This is a genomic window from Prauserella shujinwangii (assembly GCF_003001955.1).
GTDB lineage: Bacteria > Actinomycetota > Actinomycetes > Mycobacteriales > Pseudonocardiaceae > Qaidamihabitans > Qaidamihabitans shujinwangii.
Window position 1 is genome coordinate 267902 of sequence record NZ_PVNH01000003.1, and the last position, 20684, is coordinate 288585.

A 20684-nucleotide genomic window follows, 5' to 3' on the forward strand; every position below is an offset into this window, starting at 1 on the left:
CTCACGCGTGCCGCCCGAGGAACCCGGTGATCGCCGCGAGCCAGGCCTCCGGCGCCTCCGCGCCGATCGCGTGCCCGGCCTCGATCTCGGCCAGCTCGGCGCCGGGGATGCCGGCGGCCAGCTCGCGGGAGAGTCCTGGCCCGACGAGCGTGTCGAGCGTGGTCGCGACCACCAGCGTCGGCACCGAGATCGCGGCGAGCTCCGCTCGCGTGTCGACGGTGCCGACGAGCGCGACCTGTTCCGGGCTGCCCTCGGGGATCGACCCGGCGAGCTCCGCCACCGCCTGTTCCAGCCGCTCCGGGGACAGGGCGGCGAGCGCGCGTTCCCCGCTCGCGACGAGCGTGAGGAAGCGGGCCAGCGGCGCGCGGTCCTCGTGCCCGAGCAACTCCGACCACACCCTGGTGGCCAGCCGCAGCCGGTTGTCCGGGCGGGCCAGCCCCGACGTCAGCACCAGGCCGGTCACCCGCCCGGGATGGCGCGTGGCGGCCCGGACCGCGACCGCCGTGCCCAGTGAGTAGCCGAGGATCGCGAACCGCTCGACGCCGCTGTCCACGGCCGCGTGCACCAGCTGGTCGGCGAGACCGTCGAGGGTGAGGCCGCCGGCGGCGCGCGGGGTCGCTCCGCTGCCGGGATAGTCGGCGCCGACCACCGTGTGGTGGCGCGCCAGCTCGTCGATGATCGGTCCGAAGTTCGCCTCGACACCGCCGCCCGCGCCGTGCGCGAGCAGCAGCCCGGGACCCGAGCCGCGGACCGTGCGGGAGAAATGTTCGGTCATGCCGCGACGTTAGGAGCTGACATCGGTGTCAACGTCAACTCGCGAGGTGAGGCGGACCATGCTGATCGGGGAACTGGCCAGGCGAACCGGGGTGAGCCCCCGGCTGTTGCGGTACTACGAGCAGCAGGGCCTGCTCGACAGCGCACGCGGGCCGAACGGTTACCGGCACTTCGGCGACGACGCGGTGACGACGGTGCGGCAGATCAGGGCGCTGCTGGCGGCGGGGCTGTCCACCGACGTGATCCGCACGGTGCTGCCGTGCGCGCGGGGCACGGCCCCCGAGCTGGAGTACTGCCCGGAGCTGGTCCGCACCCTCAGCGACGAGCTGGCTGACCTCGACTCCCGCATCGACACGCTGCGCCGGTCGCGGGAGTCGCTCGCGGCGTTCCTCCCCGTTCCCGGATGACGGATATGCCAGGGTGGGGTGCGTGAAGAGACAGCCACTGCGTCTGGCGATCCTGGAGGCGACGCGGATCCTCGAGGACGCGGGAGTGGCGTCCCCCAGAGCCGACGCCGAGCTGATCGCCGCTCACGTGCTCGGCGTCGAGCGCGGGCGCCTGCCGCTCGTGCCGCTGGTGGACCCGCCGGTGGTGGAGGCGATCCGGCAGCTCGTCGTGCAGCGCGCCAAGCGCGTGCCGCTGCAGCACCTCACCGGCTGGGCGGCCATCGGGGACATCGCCGTCGACGTCGGTCCCGGCGTCTTCGTTCCCCGCCCGGAGACCGAGCTGCTCGTCGAGTGGGGGCTCAAGCTGCTCAAGGGCCGGGAGTACCCCGTGGTGGTGGACCTGTGCACCGGCTCGGGGGCGCTGGCGCTCGCCGTCGCGCACGCGCGGCCGGACGCCGTCGTCTACGCGGTGGACGTGGACACCAACGCGCTCGCGTGGGCGCGGCACAACGCCGACGCCCGCGCCGAGGAAGGGGACACGCCGATCCGGCTCTACTCCGGTGACGTCACCGACCCGACCGTGTTCGCGGAGCTGGACGGGCTCGTCGACCTGGTGCTGTGCAACCCGCCGTACGTGCCGCAGGGCACCTCCGTGCCGCCCGAGGTGGCCGACCACGACCCGCCGCAGGCCGTGTTCGCCTCCGGGGGCGGGCTGGACATCATCCGGCACGTGGTCTCGGCCGCCGCCCGCCTGCTGCGGCCGGGCGGGGGCGTGGCCATCGAGCACGACGACTCGCACGGCAGGGCGGTGCCCGCGCTGCTGTCCGCCCGCCGGGTGCTGACCGACGTCGAGAGCCACACCGACCTCGCCGGTCGCCCCCGGTTCGCCACCGCGCTGCGGGCGATAAGCTCCAGCGCATGAGCACGGTTTACGACTGCGGCCAGCCGGAGACCAGGGCGGACGGGCTGCGCGCTGCCGCGTCGGCGGTGCGTTCGGGAAGGCTCGTCGTGCTGCCGACCGACACGGTGTACGGCATCGGCTGCGACGCGTTCGACGGCGGCGCGGTCCGGTCGCTGTTGCAGGCCAAGCACCGCGGCCCGGACATGCCCGTCGGCGTGCTCGTCGGTTCGTGGTCCACAGTGGACGGGCTGGTGCTCGGCGTGACTCCGGAGGCGCGCGCGCTCATCGAGGCCTTCTGGCCGGGCGACCTGTCGATCGTGCTGCCGCACGCGCCGAGCCTCAACTGGGATCTCGGTACGACGCGGGGCACCGTGATGCTCCGGATGCCGCTGCACCCGGTGGCGCTGGAACTGCTCCGCGACGTCGGCCCGATGGCCGTGTCGAGCGCCAACGTGTCCGGCAGGCCACCCGCCTCGACCGCGCAGGAGGCGCAGGACCAGCTCGGTGAGTCCGTCGCCGTGTACCTCGACGGCGGCCCGAGCGGCGACCCCGTGCCATCGACCATCGTGGACCTCACCGGCACCGAACCCGTGCTGCTGCGCGAGGGTTCCGTGTCGGCGCAGGCCGTCTCCGAGGTGCTGGGCGTCGAGATCGGCCCGCGGTCGTGAGGTTCCGGCGCGGCGGTAGCGTTGCGCCCCGTGATCGAGCGGTACCTGACGTGCGGAGCGTGACCCCTCCGTGAACCCGACCCTCAGCGCCGGCCTGCCCATCCGCGAGTACGTCCTCGTCGGCCTGGTCAGCGCGGCCCTGACCTTCCTGCTCACGGCCGCGGTGCGGCGGTTCGCCATCAGGGCGGGAGCGGTGGCGGTGCCGCGCCAGCGCGACGTGCACGTCATCCCGATCCCCAGGATGGGCGGGCTGGCGATGTACCTGGGCGTGGTCGGCGGGATGGCGATGGCGCACCAGCTGCCGGTGCTGCGCAGGGCGTTCGAGTACTCGTTCGACCCCGTCGCCGTGCTCGTCGGCGGCGGGGTCATCGTGCTCATCGGCGCGCTCGACGACCGGTTCGAGCTCGACGCCTGGACCAAGCTCGCGGGGCAGGTGATGTGCGCGGGCATCCTGGTCCTCTTCGGACTGCAGTGGGTGTCGTTCTGGGTGCCCTGGGGCGGCGACGGCACCGCGCTGGGGCAGGTGCTCATCCTCGACCGCAACCAGGGCGGCCTGCTCGCCGTGCTGCTCGTGGTGGTGATGGTCAACGCGATGAACTTCGTCGACGGGCTGGACGGCCTCGCCGGCGGGCTTGGCTTCATCGCGGCGGCCGCGACCTGCACCTTCTCCCTCGGCCTGCTGGCCTCGTCCGGGGGCGACGTCGGCACCTATCCGCCCGCCCTGATCGCGGCCACGCTCGCCGGCGCCTGCCTCGGCTTCCTGCCGCACAACTTCCAGCCCGCGAAGATCTTCATGGGCGACTCGGGCTCGATGATGATCGGCCTGATGCTGGCCGCGGCGAGCACCTCCGCCTCCGGCAAGATCAACTACACGTCGTTCGACGCGACCGACGTCGTCGCGCTGCTCTCGCCGCTGTTCGTGGTGGCCGCCGTGCTGTTCCTGCCGCTGCTGGACCTGGTGATGGCCGTGGTGCGGCGGACCCGGCGGGGGGAGAGCCCGTTCGCGGCGGACAAGATGCACCTGCACCACCGGCTGCTGGAGATCGGGCACTCGCAGCGGCGGGCGGTGCTGCTGATCTACCTGTGGGCCGGGATCCTCGCGTTCGGCGCCGTCGCCGTGACCCTGTTCGACACGGCCGCGGTCTTCTGGATCATGTGCGTCGGGCTGCTGGTCGCGGCCCTCATCTCGGTCATCCCTAGACTGAGGTCGAGAAACCAGCAGGGAGCTTCATGACCGACCGCACGGGGACCGCCCCGAATCCGCACGCCGCGCAGGTGCTGAAGCTGGCCGACGCCATGCTGCGCGGAGCTCTGTGGCCCGGCCTCGGCACCGTCGTGATCGGCGCCGTCGTCGCCACCGTCTGGGTCGGGGTGCCCGGCCTCCTGGGGGCGCTCGTCGGCGGTGCCGTCGCGTTCGCGTCGTCGCTGGCTTCGCTGTGGATGATGCGCAGGACCTCGGGCATGGACCCGATGGCGCTGCTGGCGGTGGCCCTCGGCGGCTACATCGTCAAGTTCCTGGTGTTACTCGGTGTGATGATGCTGCTCGGCGGTGTCGAGGCGCTGCACCCGTTCGCGCTGGCGCTGACCATGCTGGCGGTGATCCTCGTCTGGGCCACCGCCGAGGCCATCGCGTTCAAGCGCACCAAGATCCCGACGATCATCCCGGACAGCAGCGGACAGGCCACGGCGCCGGTGGACAACAGTCCCGCCGAAGGTCGCTGATCCGTGCAGGTCAGCTGCCTTGCCCGGAAATGGCCACCCGTGGCCTCCCCGGTAAAGGAGTACGGCCGTACGGCGTCACCCGGGCGGCTGGTATCGTCCGCGCCATGGAGGCGGCCGCGGCCGGCTCCCGGGTAGCGCCTACCCTTCCGCAGCGTGGCGACCAGCCGGAACGCCACGCACCGCGGGGTGCTCCCGGTGAGGTCGGCTGTGTTCTCTCCTACACCTGGTAGGTATCCGCTTCCAGGTACTCGATCACGGTCGGGTACGTTAAGTCCAGATCGTACGATTCCCCCGGCGGAGTGAACGCCGGCCGGGAGAACCGGAAGGAGCCCAGTTGGGCGCGCTGGTACTCACAGCAGCCGAAGGTGGCGAGTTCGCTCCCCCCGGCGTCGGAGACTTCTTTCTGCCGCCGATCTTCCTCGGCGTCACCAAGCCGATGGTGCTCGTGGTGTTCTCGGTGATCATCATCGCGGCGTTCTTCCTGATCACCTCGCGGAACCTGAAGATCGTGCCGAGCAAGATGCAGTTCGCGGCCGAATCGGTCTACGACTTCGGGCGCAACAACATCGCCAGGGACCAGATCGGGTCCCAGGATTTCCGGCCCTTCGTGCCGATGATCCTGGCGCTGTTCACGTTCATCCTGGTGAACAACATCTTCGGGATCATCCCGTTCTTCCAGTTCCCGACGATGTCGCACATCGGCTTCCCGCTGGCGCTGTCGGTGCTGGTCGTCTACCCGGTCTACCACTACGTCGGCATCCGCAGGCACGGCCTCGGCGGCTACCTCAGGAACCAGCTCTTCCCCTCGGGCGTGCCGAAGCCCATCTACCTGCTGCTGACGCCGATCGAGTTCTTCCAGAAGTTCTTCTTCAACCCGATCACGCTGGCGATCCGAGTCTTCGCCGCCATGTTCGCGGGCCATCTGATCCTGCTGGTCTTCACCATCGGTGGTGAGTACCTGCTGCTGGAGGCGGGCGGCGCGCTGAAGGCCCTGTCGGCGGTCTCGTTCGCGTTCGCGATCCTGCTGACCTTCGTCGAGGCGCTGATCCAGGTGATCCAGGCCTACGTCTTCGCGGTGCTCTCCGCCGGCTACATCGGCATGGCACTCGCGTCGGACCACTGAGGGACAACCCGCAAGCCCCCGATCCGCGTACCAGCGGACCGAGTTGAAAGGGAAAACGCAAGTGAGCAACATCGTTCTCGCGCAGGCCGCGGAGGCCGCCACCAACATCAACCCGGGTCTCGCCATGATCGGCTACGGTCTCGGCGCCATCGGTCCCGGTATCGGTGTGGGCATCATCTGGGCCGCGGTCATCAACGGCACGGCGCGCCAGCCGGAGGCTCAGGGCAAGCTCATGGGTATCGCCTGGACCACCTTCGTGCTGACCGAGGTGCTCGCCCTGATCGGCCTGGTCCTCTTCTTCATCGCCTACGCCGCCTGAGCCGGCCGACGGCAACTAGGGAGACATCCGTGCTGAACACATCGATGATCCTGGCGCAGGAGGAGGAGCCGAGCCCGGTTCTTCCGCACGTCTCCGAGATCATCCTCGGCCTGGTCGCCTTCCTCATCCTGCTCTGGCTGCTCAAGAAGTACGCGGTCCCCCGCTTCGAGAAGCTCTACGAGGAGCGGACGGCGAAGATCGAGGGCGGCATCGAGAAGGCCGAGAAGGCGCAGGCCGAGGCGGAGCAGGCGCTGGCGCAGTACAAGGCGCAGCTCGCCGAGGCCAGGACCGAGGCGGCCAAGATCCGCGACGACGCGCGGCTCGAGGCCGAGCAGATCAAGGAAGAGCTGCGGGCCGAGGCGCAGGAGGAGGCCCGGCGGATCGTGGCGCAGGGCGAGGCCCAGCTGCAGGCCCAGCGGGCGCAGATCGTCGCCGAACTGCGCAGCGAGCTGGGACGCAACGCCGTCGAGCTGGCCAGCCGGATCGTCGGTGAGTCGCTCGAGGACGAGGCCCGTCGCCGGGGCACGGTCGACCGGTTCCTCGCCGAACTCGAAGCCAGTGGCAACGGCGCCGGAGCGAGGAAGTAGACGATGACGCTGCATGCTGCGAGCCGGGAAGCTCTGCGCTTCGCCGAGACCCGTCTCGACGAGGTACTCCGCGATTCGGGCACCGACCCGTCGGCGGTCGGGGAAGAGCTGCTCTCCGTGGTGGATATGCTCACCAGGGAGGTGGGGCTGCGCCGGGCCGTCGGTGACGGTTCGTCGGACCCCGAGGCCCGCAAGCGGCTGGTCAGGTCACTGCTCGAGGGCAAGGTGTCCGAGCCGGCGCTGACCGTGCTGGACGCGGCCGTCGGCGGCCGGTGGTCGAGCCCGCGCGAGCTGGTCGACGGCGTCGAGGCGCTCGGCCGCTCGGCGCTGCTCAACAGCGCCGAGAAGGCGGACAAACTGGACTCGGTGGAGACCCAGCTCTTCCGGATCGCACGTATCGTGGACGGCGAGCCGGAGCTCGAGCGGGCCCTGTCCGATCAGGCCGCGTCGCTGGAGGCGAAGCGCAACCTGATCCGGAGCCTCTTCGCCGACAAGGTGGATCCGATCACGCAGGTGCTCGTCGAGCAGGTCGTCGCCCGCACGCGTGGCCGCAGCGTCGCGTCAGGTCTCGACGAGCTGGTCGAGCTGGCCGCGACCCGGCGGGAACGGTCCGTCGCGTACGTCACGAGCGCGTCCGAGCTGTCCGAGGACCAGCGGGAACGGCTGTCCGGGAAGCTGACGCAGATCTACGGGCGGCCGATCACACTGCACGTGGAACTCGACCGGGAGCTCGGCGCGGGCCTGATGGTCCGCGTCGGCGACGAGGTGATCGACGGCAGCGCCGCGGGCCGGATCGAGGCGCTGCGCAGGCAGCTGGCCAGCTGAGGCTTCACAGCGACAGCACACATACTTCAGACACTGGCAAGAACGAAGCGAGAGCGGGAACGACATGGCGGAGCTGACGATCTCCTCGGATGAGATCCGCAGTGCGATCGAGAACTACGTCTCGAGTTACTCCCCGGATGTGAGCCGGGAAGAGGTCGGCGTCGTCGTCGACACCGGTGACGGCGTCGCCCACGTCGAGGGTCTGCCGTCCACCATGGCCAACGAGCTGCTGGAATTCCCCGGCGGCATCCTCGGCGTGGCGCAGAACCTGGAGCCGAGGCGGATCGGTGTCGTCATCCTCGGCAACTTCGAGAAGATCGAGGAAGGCCAGGAGGTCAAGCGGACCGGGCGGATCCTGTCCGTGCCGGTCGGCGACAACTTCCTCGGCCGCACCATCGACCCGCTCGGCAACCCGATCGACGGCCTGGGCGACATCGAGTCCGACCAGCGCCGCGCGCTGGAGCTGCAGGCCGCCTCGGTGGTCCAGCGGCAGCCGGTGTCCGAGCCGCTGCAGACCGGTATCACCGCGATCGATGCGATGACCCCGATCGGCCGCGGCCAGCGTCAGCTGATCATCGGTGACCGCAAGACCGGCAAGACCGCCGTCTGCGTCGACACGATCCTCAACCAGAAGGCCAACTGGGAGACCGGCGACCCGAAGCAGCAGGTGCGCTGCATCTACGTCGCCGTCGGCCAGAAGGGCTCCACCATCGCCGGTGTGCGCAAGTCCCTCGAGGACGCGGGCGCGATGGAGTACACGACGATCGTGGCCGCACCGGCCTCCGACTCCGCGGGCTTCAAGTGGCTGGCTCCGTTCACCGGTGCCGCGCTCGGCCAGCACTGGATGTACGAGGGCAAGCACGTCCTGATCGTCTTCGACGACCTCACCAAGCAGGCCGAGGCGTACCGGGCGATCTCGCTGCTGCTGCGCCGTCCGCCGGGCCGCGAGGCCTTCCCCGGCGACGTCTTCTACTTGCACTCCCGTCTGCTGGAGCGGTGCGCGAAGCTGTCCGACGAGATGGGCGGCGGCTCGCTCACCGGCCTGCCGATCATCGAGACCAAGGCCAACGACATCTCGGCCTACATCCCGACGAACGTCATCTCGATCACCGACGGGCAGTGCTTCTTCCAGTCCGACCTGTTCAACTCGGGCCAGCGGCCCGCCGTCGACGTCACCACCTCGGTCTCCCGGGTCGGCGGTGACGCGCAGATCAAGGCCATGAAGACGGTCTCCGGCTCGCTGCGGATCGACCTGTCGCAGTACCAGGAGCTGCAGGCGTTCGCCGCGTTCGCCTCGGACCTGGACCCGACGTCGCGCGCCCAGCTGGAGCGCGGTGCCCGGCTGTACGAGGTGCTCAAGCAGCCGCAGTACTCGCCGGTCCCGGTCGAGCAGCAGGTCGTCACCGTGTACCTGGGCACCAGCGGCCAGTTCGACGACGTGCCGGTCGAGGATGTCGCCCGCTTCAACCAGGAACTGCTGGACAGCATCCGGCACAAGCACGACGACATCCTCACCGAGATCCGCGACAAGAAGAAGTGGAGCGACGAGCTCGCCGAGCGCGTCACCGCCGCCGCAGGCGAGTTCAAGAAGGGCTTCACCACCTCGGAGGGCCACACGCTGGGCACCGAGGCGGAGGCCGAGGCCATGGACGCCGAGAAGGTCGGGCAGGAGTCGGTGAAGGTGCACCGTCCTGCCCCGAAGAAGTGACCGGGTAAGTAGATGGCCGCACAACTCCGCGAACTACGGCAGAAGATCCGGGCGACCAAGTCGATCGGAAAGATCACCAAGGCGATGGAGCTCATCGCCACGTCGCGCATCAGCCGTGCGCAGGCGAGGGTGGAGGCGTCCCGGCCCTATGCCGAGGAGATCACCGACGTGCTCTCCGCGCTGGCCGGGGCCGCGTCCAACCTGGACGACCCGCTGCTCACCGAGCGGGAGAACCCGCGGCGGGCCGCCGTCCTGGTGGTGACCAGTGACAAGGGTCTGTGCGGTGGCTACAACGCCAACGTGCTGCGGACCACCGAGGAGCTGTTCTCGCTGCTGCGGGAGCAGGGCAAGGAGCCGGTGCTCTACGTCATCGGTGGCAAGGGCCTGAACTACTTCCGGTTCCGCAACCGGGCGGTCGCGGACAGCTGGACCGGGTTCTCCGACCAGCCGCACTACGAGAACGCGGCCGCGGCGGGCGAGGCCCTGGTGCGGGCGTTCCGCGCCGGTGCCGACGACGAGGGCGGCGACCCCGGACCGGACGGTGTGCTCGGCGTCGACGAGATCCACGTGGTGTACACGGAGTTCAAGTCGATGCTGAGCCAGACCCCGACGGCCAAGCGGGTGGCCCCGCTCGAGGTCGAGTACACGACGGAGCAGCCCGACGTCCTCCTCCCGGCGTACGACTTCGAGCCGAGCGCGGACACGCTGCTGAAGGCGCTGCTGCCGAAGTACGTCAACACGCGGATCTTCGCGGCGCTGCTGGAGTCGGCCGCCTCGGAGCTCGCCGCCCGCCGGACCGCGATGAAGTCGGCGTCCGACAACGCCAGCGAGCTGGTGGACACCTACACCCGCATGGCGAACCAGGCCCGCCAGGCCCAGATCACCCAGGAGATCAGCGAAATCGTCGGTGGGGCTGACGCGCTCGCCGCTGCAGGAAGTGATGAGTAAGCAATGACTGCCACCCAAGACACAGCAACCGCGACCAAGGGTCGCATCGTCTCCGTGACCGGTCCCGTGGTCGATGTCGAGTTCCCGCGCGGCGCCGTGCCCCAGCTGTACAACGCGCTCAAGGTGGACATCGAGTTCGCCGAGCTGCGCAAGACCGTGACCCTGGAGGTCGCGCAGCACCTCGGGGACAACATGGTGCGGACGATCTCGTTGCAGCCGCAGGACGGCCTCGTCCGCGGTGCGGAGGTCACCGACACCGGCGAGGCCATCTCGGTGCCGGTGGGCGACAAGGTCAAGGGCTACGTGTGGAACGCCCTCGGCGAGTGCCTCAACGAGCCGGGCTACGGCGCGGACCTGGACCGGTGGAGCATCCACCGGCCGCCGCCCGCGTTCGACCAGCTCGAGGGCCGGACCGAGATGCTGGAGACCGGCCTCAAGGTCATCGATCTGCTCACCCCGTACGTGCAGGGTGGCAAGATCGGCCTGTTCGGCGGTGCCGGCGTCGGCAAGACGGTGCTCATCAAGGAGATGATCACCCGTGTCGCGAAGAACTTCGGTGGTACCTCGGTGTTCGCGGGCGTGGGCGAGCGGACCCGTGAGGGCACCGACCTGATCCTGGAGCTCAGCGAGGACGGCACCATCAACGACACCGCGCTGGTGTTCGGCCAGATGGACGAGCCGCCGGGCACGCGTCTCCGCGTCGCGCTGTCCGCGCTGACGATGGCGGAGTACTTCCGCGACGTGCAGAACCAGGACGTGCTGCTGTTCATCGACAACATCTTCCGGTTCACCCAGGCGGGCCAGGAGGTGTCGACCCTGCTGGGCCGTATGCCGTCCGCCGTGGGTTACCAGCCGACGCTGGCCGACGAGATGGGCGTGCTGCAGGAGCGGATCACCTCGACCCGCGGCCGGTCGATCACCTCGATGCAGGCGATCTACGTGCCCGCGGACGACTACACCGACCCGGCGCCCGCGACCACGTTCGCGCACCTGGACGCCACCACCGAGCTGTCCCGGTCGGTGTTCCAGAAGGGCATCTTCCCCGCGGTCGACCCGCTGGCCTCCTCGTCGACGATCCTGGAGCCCGGGATCGTCGGGGAGGACCACTACCGCGTGGCGTCCGAGGTCATCCGGATCCTGCAGAAGTACAAGGAGCTGCAGGACATCATCGCGATCCTCGGTATGGACGAGCTGTCCGAGGAGGACAAGCTCACGGTGAACCGGGCCCGCCGCATCGAGCGGTTCCTGTCGCAGAACATGCTGGTCGCCGAGGTGTTCACGGGGATCCCCGGCTCGACGGTGCCGGTCGCGGAGACCATCGAGGCGTTCGACAAGATCGCCAAGGGCGACTTCGACCACTACCCGGAGCAGGCGTTCCTGGGTATCGGTGGCCTCGAGGACCTCGAGAAGAAGTACAAGGAAATCACCGGCAAGTGATGTCCGTGACCGGCGGGGCCGCGTCCACTGTGGATGCGGCCCCGCCGGTCGCACGGGCACCCGGAATCGCCGCGGCGCACCCACTACACTGGGACGAGAGCGCCCGGGCGAAAGGAGAGCTACGTGGCTGAGGTTTCGGCGATGTCGGTCGAGCTTGTCGCCGTCGAGCGCCGCCTGTGGTCCGGAACCGCCTCGTTCGTCGTGGCGCAGACCACCGAGGGCGAGATCGGTGTGCTGCCGGGACACGAGCCGGTACTCGGCCAGCTGGTCGAGGGCGGCATCGTGAAGGTGAGCACCACGGACGGGGAGACCGTCACCGCGGCGGTCCACGGTGGTTTCCTCTCCATCACCGCCGACAAGGTGAGCGTGCTCGCCGAGTCCGCCGAGATGGGCGAGGAGATCGACGTCGAGGCGGCCAGGCGGGCCCTGTCCGACGAGGACGAGGCCGAGCGCACGAGAGCGAGCGCACGGCTCCGCGCGGCCGGTCACTCGGCCTGACCCGGACGACGAGCGGGAGCCGGCCGTGGACGTCGCACTGGTGGTCCTAGCCGTCTTGCTCGTGCTGCTTGTCGTCGCCTTCTGGTATGCCCTGCGCTGGGTGCGGATGCGCCGTCTCGGCGGCGTCAGCGTGGCGCTGCGCTGGCAGCCCGACCGGGAGCGGTCCGGCTGGCACCTGGGCATCGGCCGGTACCGGGGCGAGGAGTTCGTCTGGTACCGCGTGTGGAGCCTGCGCACCGGTCCGGACCGCGTCTTCCGCCGCGACCGGCTGAACATCACCGACCGGCGCGAGCCCATCGGTACCGAGTCGTACGCGGTCCCCTCGGGGTCGACCGTGCTGCGCTGCGAGTCAGCGAGCCAGGAGGCCATCGAGATCGCGATGGGCCCCGGCGCGCTGACCGGCTTCCTGTCCTGGCTGGAGTCCGCCCCACCCGGCCGCCGGATCCCCCGCGCCTCGTGAGTGAGAAACGTTGTTCTAACCACGTTTGTCACTCACGAGGCCCGGGTGGCTGGTTACGCCTGGCGGCCCGGCTCCCACAGCACGTCGCCGTCCGGGTTGGCCAGCCGGGCCAGGATGAACAGCAGGTCGGACAGGCGGTTCAGGTACTTCACGGCCAGCGCGTTGGTGCGCTCGCCGTCCGCCTCCACCAGCGCCCAGCCGGAGCGCTCCGCGCGCCGGGCCACCGTGCGCGCCTGGTGCAGCAGCGCCGCACCCGCGGTGCCGCCGGGCAGGATGAACGACGTCAGCTTGCCCAGCCGCTCGTTGAACTGGTCACACCACCCCTCCAGCCGTTCGACGTACTGCTCGGTGATCCGGAGAGCACTGTGACGCGAAGCGTCTCCTTGGGGGGTGGTGGTCGGGTGACGGGTGGGCGGAAACTCGGGGTCCTCGACCACCGGCGCGCACAGGTCGGCGCCGACGTCGAACAGGTCGTTCTGGACGGCCCGCAGCACGTCCGCGATCTCGTCCGGCAGCCCGCCGAGGGCGATCGCGACCCCGACCACGGAGTTCGTCTCGTCCACGTCGGCGTAGGCGCCGAGCCGGGGATCGGTCTTCGGGACGCGGGAGCCGTCGCCGAGCGCCGTGGTGCCGGAGTCGCCGACCTTCGTGTACACGCGGTTGATCCGTACGGGCATGTTCGCAGTCTACGGTGGAGCGAAAGAGGCCCGACTGTGTTTATCGCCCTGGCACCACGTGATGTTTCAGGGTGTGCCCCGTCGTGAGCGCGCCCGGCAGGGCGGGCATGATGGGCGACCATGAGCGAGCACTTCGACGTCCATGGCGGCGCGCGGTTGGTCGGCGAGGTCGAGGTCGTCGGCGCGAAGAACAGCGTCCTCAAGCTGATGGCGGCGGCGCTGCTCGCCGAGGGCACGACCACGATCACCAACTGCCCGCAGATCCTCGACGTCCCGCTGATGGCGGACGTCCTGCGGAGCGTCGGCTGTGACGTCGTGCTCGACGGTGACACGACGCACATCACGACCCCGTCCGAACTGTCCCATCGCGCGGACTCACCCGCGATGGGGAAGCTGCGGGCCTCGGTGTGCGTGCTCGGCCCGCTCGTCGGCAGGCTGAAGAAGGCCGTCGTGGCGCTGCCCGGCGGCGACGCGATCGGCTCCCGCCCGCTGGACATGCACCAGAACGGCCTGCGGAAGCTGGGCGCGACGAGCAACATCGAGCACGGTTGCGTGGTGGCCGAGGCCGACGGGCTGCACGGTGCCCAGATCTGGCTCGACTTCCCCAGCGTCGGTGCCACCGAGAACATCCTGATGGCCGCCGTGCTCGCCGAGGGCACCACCGTCATCGACAACGCCGCCCGCGAGCCGGAGATCGCCGACATCTGCACGATGCTCAACGAGATGGGCGCGCGGATCGAGGGAGCGGGCACCTCGACGCTGACCGTGCACGGAGTGGACCGGCTGCACCCGACCCAGCACCGCGTGATCGGCGACCGCATTGTGGGCGCGACCTGGGCGTTCGCCGCCGCCATGACGCGCGGCGACCTCACCGTCACCGGCGTGAACCCGCACCATCTCGACCTGGTGCTGGAGAAGCTGCGGCTCGCCGGGGCCGAGGTCACGACCTACGACGACAAGGGCTTCCGCATCGTGCAGGACGGCAGGCCCCAGTCGGTCGACTTCGTGACCCTGCCGTACCCGGGCTTCGCGACCGACCTGCAGCCGTTCGCGGTGGCGCTGTCGTCGGTGTCCGAGGGCACGTCGATGATCACGGAGAACGTCTACGAGGCACGGTTCCGGTTCATCGAGGAGATGGTGCGGCTCGGGGCGGACGCCCGCACCGACGGGCACCACGCGGTGGTCCGCGGCGTGGAGCGGCTGTCCAGCGCCCCCGTGTGGGCCTCCGACATCCGCGCCGGTGCGGGGCTCGTGCTCGCCGGGCTGTGCGCCGACGGCGTCACCGAGGTGTGGGACGTCTTCCACATCGACCGCGGCTACCCGCACTTCCTGGAGAACCTGAACCGCCTCGGCGCCCGCATCGACCGCGTGGCCACTGAGCCCGACCGCTCGTGAGTGGTAAGCGTGGTTCTCACCACGTTTACCACTCACGAGGGTGGTCAGGGCAGGGTGACGAACTCGCCGAGGAACGCGCGGGCGGTCGGCGCGTCCAGGCGGTAGGTGACGTTGGTGGCGTAGCACGGGGCGTCGCCGGTGATCGTGGTCGACACGAGCACCCGCTCACCGCCGATGAAGGCGAAGTTGGGGCCGCCGGAGTCGCCGTAGCAGGCGCCGCCGTTGCCCCGCGGCTCGGTCATCGCGAGCCGGACCCACGTCTTGTTCAGCGCGTTGAACCCGACGGGGGCCTTCATCCGCACGCCGCCACCCGGGTGGGTGTGCCCGCCGGGGCCGCGCTGGGCCTCCTGCGTGCCGTAGCCGGCGACCACGAAGTCGGTCGCGTTCAGCCCCTGGGGCCCGAGCTCGTCCAGCAGGCCCGCGCTCGGCAGGGTGGCCGGGGTGAACGACCAGCGCTGGGCCATCTCCGCCGCCGGGACCTCGACGACGGCGATGTCGTGGGAGTCGGCCGCGGTGCCCGGGTAGCCCGGTTCACTGTGCGCGGTGCCCTCGACGCCGACCGCTCCCGCGATCGCCGCCGGGTCACCGGCGTGCTGCTCCGCCGCCGTGTCGAGCCCGCCCTGCACGTCCTGGTCGAGTGAGACGGAGAAGCGCACACCCTCGGGCCAGCCGGTGGTGCAGTGCGCGGCGGTGAGGAACGTGTCGGTGTCGACCATCGTGCCCGAGCACACCCAGGCGACGCGATCGGGCGTGGCCGGGTCGCCGTCGTTGTCCCACTGCGCCACGAGCGCGCCCACCTCGGTGCGCTCGGGTGCGGGTTCGGCGTTGTACGAGTTGATGGCCGACGCGCTGGCGGCGGCGGTCAGCACGAGTGCCGTGGCAGCCGCGGTGACGGTGCCCGCTCTGCTGAAGTGAGATAGCTGGTTCATCCCGCGGATTCAACAGGGCGGGACGCCGGAAATCATCCGACGAACGGGGGGAGTGGCGGCCGTCAGGCCTCCGCGGCGAGCGCGGCGCCGAAACCGACCAGCGTGGTGCCGGTCAGCGCGTCGAGCGAGCGCCGCACGCGCCTGCGCCGCAGCCAGACGCGCACGCGGTGGACGAACAGCAGCAACAGCAGCAGCCACAGCGCACCCAGCACCGCCACGGTGTAGGCCAGCAGCAGCGCGTCGAACGCGGTGCCGCGCACGGGGTCGAGGAACTGTGGCAGCACCGACAGGTAGAGCGCGAGCACCTTGGGGTTGGTGACGTTGGACAGGAACCCCTCGCGCCACCTGCGGAAGCCGCTCGCCCGCGCACCCGTCTCGTCGACCGCGCGGTAGTCACCGCGCCACGCCGAGCGCAGCGCCTGGAAGCCGAGGTAGCACAGGTAGACCACGCCCGCCCAGCGCAGTGTCGTGAACACCGGCTGCGAGCTGACGATCAGGGCGCCGAGGCCGAGTGCCACGAGCGTGCCCTGCAGGAGGTTGCCGAACGCGATGCCCGCGGTGGCCAGCAACCCGCCGCGGAAGCCGCCCGCGAGCGAGTTCTTCAGGGTCACCATCGTGTCGGGGCCCGGGGCGAGCACCACGAGGACGACGAAGACCAGGTAGCTGCTGTAGGCACTCCACGTCACGCGTCCACGGTAGTCACCGGCCCCTGGCTGGGCCCGCGGATTTCCGTCACAGTGGTGCCCGCGACAAGTTACCGGCAAGTACACTCAGCGGACCCGTCCCAGGGAGGTTGGCGTGCCCTATCCAACGGATCGTGAACGGGACCGGCCGTGGGTGATGCGCACCTACGCGGGCCACTCCTCGGCCGCGGCGTCCAACGAGCTGTACCGGCGCAACCTCGCCAAGGGACAGACCGGGCTTTCCGTCGCCTTCGACCTGCCCACACAGACCGGCTACGACGCCGACCACAAGCTCGCCCGCGGCGAGGTCGGCAAGGTGGGCGTGCCGATCGCCCACATCGGGGACATGCGCCAGCTCTTCGACGGGATCCCGCTGGCCGAGGCCAACACGTCAATGACGATCAACGCGCCGGCGATGTGGCTGCTGGCGCTGTACGTGACGGTCGCCGAGGAGCAGGCGCGGGCCCAGAGCCGGGATGTCGACGAGGTGCTCGGCAAGCTCGCCGGCACGACGCAGAACGACGTCATCAAGGAGTACCTGTCCCGGGGCACCTACATCTTCCCTCCCGGGCCGAGCCTGCGCCTGACCACGGACGTCATCGCCTGGACCGTGCGGCACGTCCCCAAGTGGAACCCGATCAACATCTGCAGCTACCACCTGCAGGAGGCGGGGGCGACCCCGACGCAGGAGGTGGCCTACGCGCTGAGCACGGCGATCGCGGTGCTCGACGCCGTTCGCGACTCCGGCCAGGTCGAGCAGGCCGACATGGCACGCGTGGTCGCGCGCATCTCCTTCTTCGTCAACGCCGGGGTGCGTTTCGTCGAGGAGATGTGCAAGATGCGCGCGTTCGCCGCGCTGTGGGACGAGATCACCCGTGACCGCTACGGCGTGACCGACGCGAAGGCGCGCAGGCTCCGCTACGGCGTCCAGGTCAACTCGCTGGGCCTGACCGAGGCGCAACCGGAGAACAACGTCCAGCGGATCGTGCTGGAGATGCTCGCCGTCTCCCTCTCGCGCGACGCCAGGGCACGGGCCATCCAGCTGCCCGCGTGGAACGAGGCGCTCGGCCTGCCCCGGCCGTGGGACCAGCAGTGGGCGCTGCGGATGCAGCAGGTGCTCGCGTTCGAGACCGACCTGCTGGAGTACGAGGACCTGTTCGACGGCTCCCGGGTGGTCGAGTCCAAGGTGGACGAGATCGTGGCGGGCGCGCGCGAGGAGATCCGGCACGTGCAGGAGCTCGGCGGAGCGGTGGCCGCCGTCGAGAGCGGGTACATGAAGTCCCGGCTGGTGTCCTCGCTCGCGGAGTACCGGCGCCGCGTGGAGTCGGGGGAGCAGGTGCTCGTGGGGGTGAACGCCTTCGAGGCCACCGAGCCGAGCCCGCTGCAGGCCGAAGGAGCCAAGGCGATCGAGACGGTCGACCCGCGCGTCGAGAAGGAGGCCGTCGCCGCGCTGGAGCGCTGGCGGGCCGGCCGCGACGCGGACGCCGTGGAACGCGCGCTCACGCGGCTGCGGGCGACGGCAAGGACCACCGAGAACCTGTTCGAGGCGACGCTCGAGTGCGCCAGGGCGGGGGTGACCACCGGAGAGTGGGCGGGCGCGCTGCGCGAGGAGTTCGGTGAGTACCGTGCGCCGACCGGCGTGTCGTCGGCGTCCGCGAGCGGGTCGGGGGCCGCCGAGATCGCCCGCGTGCGCGAGCGGGTGAAGGCGACGAACGACGCGCTGGGCGAGCGGCTGCGGATCCTCGTCGGCAAGCCCGGGCTCGACGGGCACTCCAACGGTGCCGAGCAGGTGGCCGTCCGCGCCAGGGACACCGGCTTCGAGGTCGTCTACCAGGGCATCCGGCTCACGCCCGAGCAGATCGTGGCCGCCGCCGTGCAGGAGGGCGTGCACGTCGTGGGCCTGTCCGTGCTCTCCGGGTCGCACCTCGAGGTGGTGCCCGAGGTGGTGGACGGGCTGCGGGCCGCGGGGGCGGGTGACATCCCCGTCATCGTGGGCGGCATCATCCCGCCCGACGACGCCAGGATCCTCACCGGCCGGGGCATCGCGCGGGTGTTCACGCCCAAGGACTACGAGCTGACGGAGATCATGGACGAGATCGTCACGGTGGTCCGGGAGGCGCACGGCCTGCCGGGTTAGTCTCGGTCGGGTAACGGAGGGATGGCGGCACGTCCGTCCTGCTTTGACCGGAGCGGGTGCGCCGCCTACGTTCGGTAGCCTGCGGGAGATCGTCCCCTCGACCGTTCGACACTGGAGCATCGCCTTGGACTCTCAGCAGCCGCTCTCCGCAGCGTCGGCGGGCACCGCCACCGCCGACCGGGAGATGATCCGTTTCGACAAGGTGGTCAAGAAGTTCGGCGACAACGTCGTGCTGAACGAGCTCGACTTCACCGTGACCCCGGGTGAGTTCGTCACCCTGATCGGACCCAGCGGCTCCGGCAAGACGACGATCCTGCGCTTGCTGATGACCCTGGAGAAGGTCAACGGCGGGACGATCCAGGTCAATGGCGAGTACCTCAGCCACATGGAGCGCGGCGGGAAGCTGGTGCCCGCGGACGAGCGGCACCTGCGCAAGGTGCGCAGGCACATCGGCATGGTGTTCCAGCAGTTCAACCTGTTCCCGAACATGAAGGTGCTGCAGAACGTCACCGAGGCGCCGATCCGGGCGCTCGGCAAGTCCCGCGCGGAGGCCGAGGAGCGCGGGCGGGAGCTGCTGGAGATGGTGGGGCTGTCCGACAAGGTCGACGCCCACCCGTCGCAGCTGTCCGGCGGGCAGCAGCAGCGCGTGGCGATCGCGCGGGCGCTCGCGATGGAGCCGGACGTCCTGCTCCTCGACGAGGTCACCTCGGCTCTCGACCCCGAGCTGGTCGCGGGCGTGCTCAGCGTGCTCAAGGAGATCGCCACCAGCACCGAGATCACGTTCCTCTGCGTCACCCACGAGATGCAGTTCGCCAAGGACGTCTCCGACCGGGTGATCATGTTCGACCGCGGGCAGGTGGTCGAGGAGGCGCCGCCGGAGAAGCTGTTCACCTCGCCCGACCACGAGCGGACGAAGGAGTTCCTGCACGCGGTCATCGACCGCGAGGTCTGACGCCGCAGGCTTTTCCCGGCCGTCCTGGCTGGGCTACCTTCGGTCCATGGGCGAGTACCAGCACCTGCTGTGCAAGCGGGACGGTGACACGGTCACGATCACGATGAACCGGGCGAGCCGCCGTAACTCGCTGTCCGAGGACCACCTGCGCGAGCTGCTGGCCGCGTTCCAGGAGGCCGGCGCGGGCGACGCCACCGGCATCGTGCTGGCGGGTGCGGGGCCGGTGTTCTCGGCGGGTCACGACTTCGGCGACGTCGCCGCGCGGGACCTGGTAGGGGTCCGCGAGCTGCTGCGCCTGTGCACCGACCTGATGGGCACGATCCAGTCGGTGCCGCAGGTGGTGGTCGCCAGGGTGCACGGGCTGGCCACCGCCGCCGGGTGCCAGCTGGTCGCCTCGTGCGACCTGGCGGTGGCCGCCGAGTCGGCGGGGTTCGCCCTGCCCGGCGGGAAGGGCGGCTGGTTCTGCCACACGCCCGCGGTGCCCGTGGCCAGGGCGGTCGGCCGCAAGCGGCTGATGGAGCTGGCGCTCACCGGGGAGGCCATCGACGCCGCGACGGCACTGGACTGGGGACTGGTCAACCGGGTCGTGCCGGACGAGCAGCTGGACGACGCGGTCGCGGACCTGCTGGCCCGCGCGACGCGCGGCAGCCGCGCCTCGAAGGCACTGGGCAAGCAGACCCTGTATGCCCAGCTGGACCGCCCCGAGCAGGACGCCTACGCGATCGCGCTGGAGGTGATGGCGTCGGCCTCCCAGCTACCCGGCGCGCGCGAGGGCATGGCCGCGTTCCTGGAGAAGCGCAAGCCCTCCTGGCCCGACTGACCCGCGAGTGTCATGAGTGACCCGTTACTGACGATTCTCGTCCGGAACGGGCCACTCAGGACACCGCGTCCCGACCACGTTCCCAGAGGAGTAGCTGGGTGTAGGCGGCGATGGACTGAGCGTCGGTGACCTCACCCCCGAGGACCATCTTCTCGAACCGGGACCGTTCGAACCAGGCCGTCCGCATGTCCTGCTCCTCGAGCTCCCGGTCGGGGTCACCCTCCGTCAGGTCCGTGGCGAGGAAGACCCGGCCGCGCTGGCTGGACAGCCCCGGCGCGACGTCCAGCAGCCCGATCTCGACCAGCCTGCCCGCGGTCAGCCCGGTCTCCTCGCGCAGCTCGCGCGCGGCGAGCGCCAGCGGCTCCGCATCGGCCCGGTCGGGAGCCGTGCCCTGGGGGAACTCCCACCTGCGCAGCCCCAGCGGGTACCGGAACTGCTCCACGAGGTGCAGCCTGCCCTCGGCCAGCGGGATGACGAGCGCGTAGTCCGGCTTGTCGACCACGCCGTAGATGCCCGGCGAGCCGTCCGCACGCCGGATCTCGTCCTCGCGCACCGTCATCCAGCTGTTCGAGTACACCTCTCGGGTGCCCACGGTGTCCATGGGGCGATTGTGCCTTGGCGGGTGTACAGGTACACACGAGGCGTGTTTACCGTCGTCATTCGGTAACGAAAGGCCGCAATGCAACCCCTGATTGGGTATGGTCGCGAAGATCTACTGTCCGTCTGAACGGAGTG

The 20684-nt window shown here is 70.2% G+C and carries 23 protein-coding genes; 18 read left to right on the forward strand and 5 right to left on the reverse strand.

From position 1 onward, the window contains the following. Position 1 precedes the first annotated feature (1 nt). Complete coding sequence (locus B0I33_RS07920) at positions 2-775, reverse strand: alpha/beta fold hydrolase (RefSeq protein ID WP_106177911.1); 774 nt, start codon at positions 773-775, stop codon at positions 2-4. Between the two features lie 58 nt (positions 776-833). Between B0I33_RS07920 and B0I33_RS07925 the strand changes: the two genes are divergently transcribed. The 14 genes from B0I33_RS07925 to B0I33_RS07990 all read left to right on the forward strand — a co-directional run bounded on the left by B0I33_RS07925 (position 834) and on the right by B0I33_RS07990 (position 12356). After that, positions 834-1181 carry a MerR family transcriptional regulator gene (locus tag B0I33_RS07925; RefSeq protein WP_106177912.1) on the forward strand — a complete coding sequence of 116 codons (348 nt, stop codon included), beginning with the start codon at positions 834-836 and terminating at the stop codon, positions 1179-1181. Between the two features lie 22 nt (positions 1182-1203). After that, positions 1204-2082 (forward strand): peptide chain release factor N(5)-glutamine methyltransferase, encoded by an 879-nt coding sequence (gene prmC / locus B0I33_RS07930; protein WP_106177913.1) that lies wholly within the window; start codon positions 1204-1206, stop codon positions 2080-2082. Then, a complete protein-coding gene (locus tag B0I33_RS07935) occupies positions 2079-2729 on the forward strand; it encodes an L-threonylcarbamoyladenylate synthase (RefSeq protein ID WP_106177914.1) in 651 nt (216 codons plus the stop codon). The genes prmC and B0I33_RS07935 overlap by 4 nt, the downstream gene beginning before the upstream one ends. 70 nt (positions 2730-2799) lie before the next feature. Further along, complete coding sequence (locus tag B0I33_RS07940; protein ID WP_106177915.1) at positions 2800-3963, forward strand: glycosyltransferase family 4 protein; 1164 nt, start codon at positions 2800-2802, stop codon at positions 3961-3963. Beyond that, complete coding sequence (locus B0I33_RS07945) at positions 3960-4451, forward strand: Cg1360 family ATP-synthase-associated protein (RefSeq protein WP_106177916.1); 492 nt, start codon at positions 3960-3962, stop codon at positions 4449-4451. Before B0I33_RS07940 ends, B0I33_RS07945 begins: the two co-directional genes overlap by 4 nt. Before the next feature lie 334 nt (positions 4452-4785). Then, entirely contained in the window at positions 4786-5574 is a 789-nt protein-coding gene (atpB, locus tag B0I33_RS07950) for a F0F1 ATP synthase subunit A (RefSeq protein WP_106177917.1), read from the forward strand. Positions 5575-5635: 61 nt separating this feature from the next. Next, complete coding sequence (locus B0I33_RS07955; protein ID WP_106177918.1) at positions 5636-5893, forward strand: ATP synthase subunit c family protein; 258 nt, start codon at positions 5636-5638, stop codon at positions 5891-5893. 29 nt (positions 5894-5922) lie between these two features. After that, positions 5923-6480 (forward strand): F0F1 ATP synthase subunit B, encoded by a 558-nt coding sequence (locus B0I33_RS07960; protein ID WP_106177919.1) that lies wholly within the window; start codon positions 5923-5925, stop codon positions 6478-6480. 3 nt (positions 6481-6483) lie between these two features. Further along, complete coding sequence (locus tag B0I33_RS07965) at positions 6484-7305, forward strand: F0F1 ATP synthase subunit delta (protein WP_106177920.1); 822 nt, start codon at positions 6484-6486, stop codon at positions 7303-7305. Between the two features lie 64 nt (positions 7306-7369). Next, positions 7370-9013 (forward strand): F0F1 ATP synthase subunit alpha, encoded by a 1644-nt coding sequence (gene atpA / locus B0I33_RS07970; protein ID WP_106177921.1) that lies wholly within the window; start codon positions 7370-7372, stop codon positions 9011-9013. A gap of 12 nt (positions 9014-9025) precedes the next feature. After that, positions 9026-9961 (forward strand): F0F1 ATP synthase subunit gamma, encoded by a 936-nt coding sequence (locus B0I33_RS07975; RefSeq protein WP_106177922.1) that lies wholly within the window; start codon positions 9026-9028, stop codon positions 9959-9961. Positions 9962-9964: 3 nt separating this feature from the next. Further along, the gene (gene atpD, locus B0I33_RS07980) at positions 9965-11398 is read left to right on the forward strand and encodes a F0F1 ATP synthase subunit beta (protein WP_106177923.1); all 1434 of its coding nucleotides are present in this window, start codon (positions 9965-9967) and stop codon (positions 11396-11398) included. Positions 11399-11539: 141 nt separating this feature from the next. Further along, the gene (locus tag B0I33_RS07985; protein ID WP_106177924.1) at positions 11540-11896 is read left to right on the forward strand and encodes a F0F1 ATP synthase subunit epsilon; all 357 of its coding nucleotides are present in this window, start codon (positions 11540-11542) and stop codon (positions 11894-11896) included. A 25-nt stretch (positions 11897-11921) separates the two neighbouring features. Further along, a complete protein-coding gene (locus B0I33_RS07990) occupies positions 11922-12356 on the forward strand; it encodes a DUF2550 domain-containing protein (protein WP_106177925.1) in 435 nt (144 codons plus the stop codon). Between the two features lie 53 nt (positions 12357-12409). Here the strand turns inward: B0I33_RS07990 and B0I33_RS07995 are convergent, their stop codons facing one another. Beyond that, positions 12410-13033 carry a cob(I)yrinic acid a,c-diamide adenosyltransferase gene (locus B0I33_RS07995; protein WP_106177926.1) on the reverse strand — a complete coding sequence of 208 codons (624 nt, stop codon included), beginning with the start codon at positions 13031-13033 and terminating at the stop codon, positions 12410-12412. Positions 13034-13153: 120 nt separating this feature from the next. On the opposite strand from B0I33_RS07995, the gene murA reads away from it, so the two are divergent. Further along, on the forward strand, positions 13154-14428 hold the full coding sequence (murA, locus tag B0I33_RS08000; RefSeq protein ID WP_106177927.1) for a UDP-N-acetylglucosamine 1-carboxyvinyltransferase: 1275 nt from the start codon (positions 13154-13156) through the stop codon (positions 14426-14428). A gap of 44 nt (positions 14429-14472) precedes the next feature. Here murA and B0I33_RS08005 read toward each other — a convergent pair whose 3' ends face one another. Both B0I33_RS08005 and B0I33_RS08010 read right to left on the reverse strand, forming a co-directional pair. Then, positions 14473-15357, reverse strand: coding sequence for a trypsin-like serine protease (locus B0I33_RS08005; RefSeq protein WP_106177928.1), 885 nt, complete (start codon positions 15355-15357; stop codon positions 14473-14475). 62 nt (positions 15358-15419) lie between these two features. Then, a complete protein-coding gene (locus B0I33_RS08010) occupies positions 15420-16043 on the reverse strand; it encodes a LysE family translocator (RefSeq protein ID WP_106177929.1) in 624 nt (207 codons plus the stop codon). A 112-nt stretch (positions 16044-16155) separates the two neighbouring features. Between B0I33_RS08010 and B0I33_RS08015 the strand changes: the two genes are divergently transcribed. The 3 genes from B0I33_RS08015 to B0I33_RS08025 all read left to right on the forward strand — a co-directional run bounded on the left by B0I33_RS08015 (position 16156) and on the right by B0I33_RS08025 (position 19949). Continuing rightward, positions 16156-18177, forward strand: a complete 2022-nt coding sequence (locus tag B0I33_RS08015; RefSeq protein WP_106177930.1) for a protein meaA — start codon at positions 16156-16158, stop codon at positions 18175-18177. A gap of 184 nt (positions 18178-18361) precedes the next feature. Next, the gene (gene ehuA / locus B0I33_RS08020; protein ID WP_106178250.1) at positions 18362-19129 is read left to right on the forward strand and encodes an ectoine/hydroxyectoine ABC transporter ATP-binding protein EhuA; all 768 of its coding nucleotides are present in this window, start codon (positions 18362-18364) and stop codon (positions 19127-19129) included. 46 nt (positions 19130-19175) lie between these two features. Further along, a complete protein-coding gene (locus tag B0I33_RS08025; RefSeq protein ID WP_106177931.1) occupies positions 19176-19949 on the forward strand; it encodes an enoyl-CoA hydratase-related protein in 774 nt (257 codons plus the stop codon). Between the two features lie 55 nt (positions 19950-20004). On the opposite strand, the gene B0I33_RS08030 is transcribed toward B0I33_RS08025, so the two are convergent. Then, positions 20005-20550, reverse strand: coding sequence for an NUDIX domain-containing protein (locus tag B0I33_RS08030; RefSeq protein ID WP_106177932.1), 546 nt, complete (start codon positions 20548-20550; stop codon positions 20005-20007). Between the last annotated feature and the right edge of the window lie 134 nt (positions 20551-20684).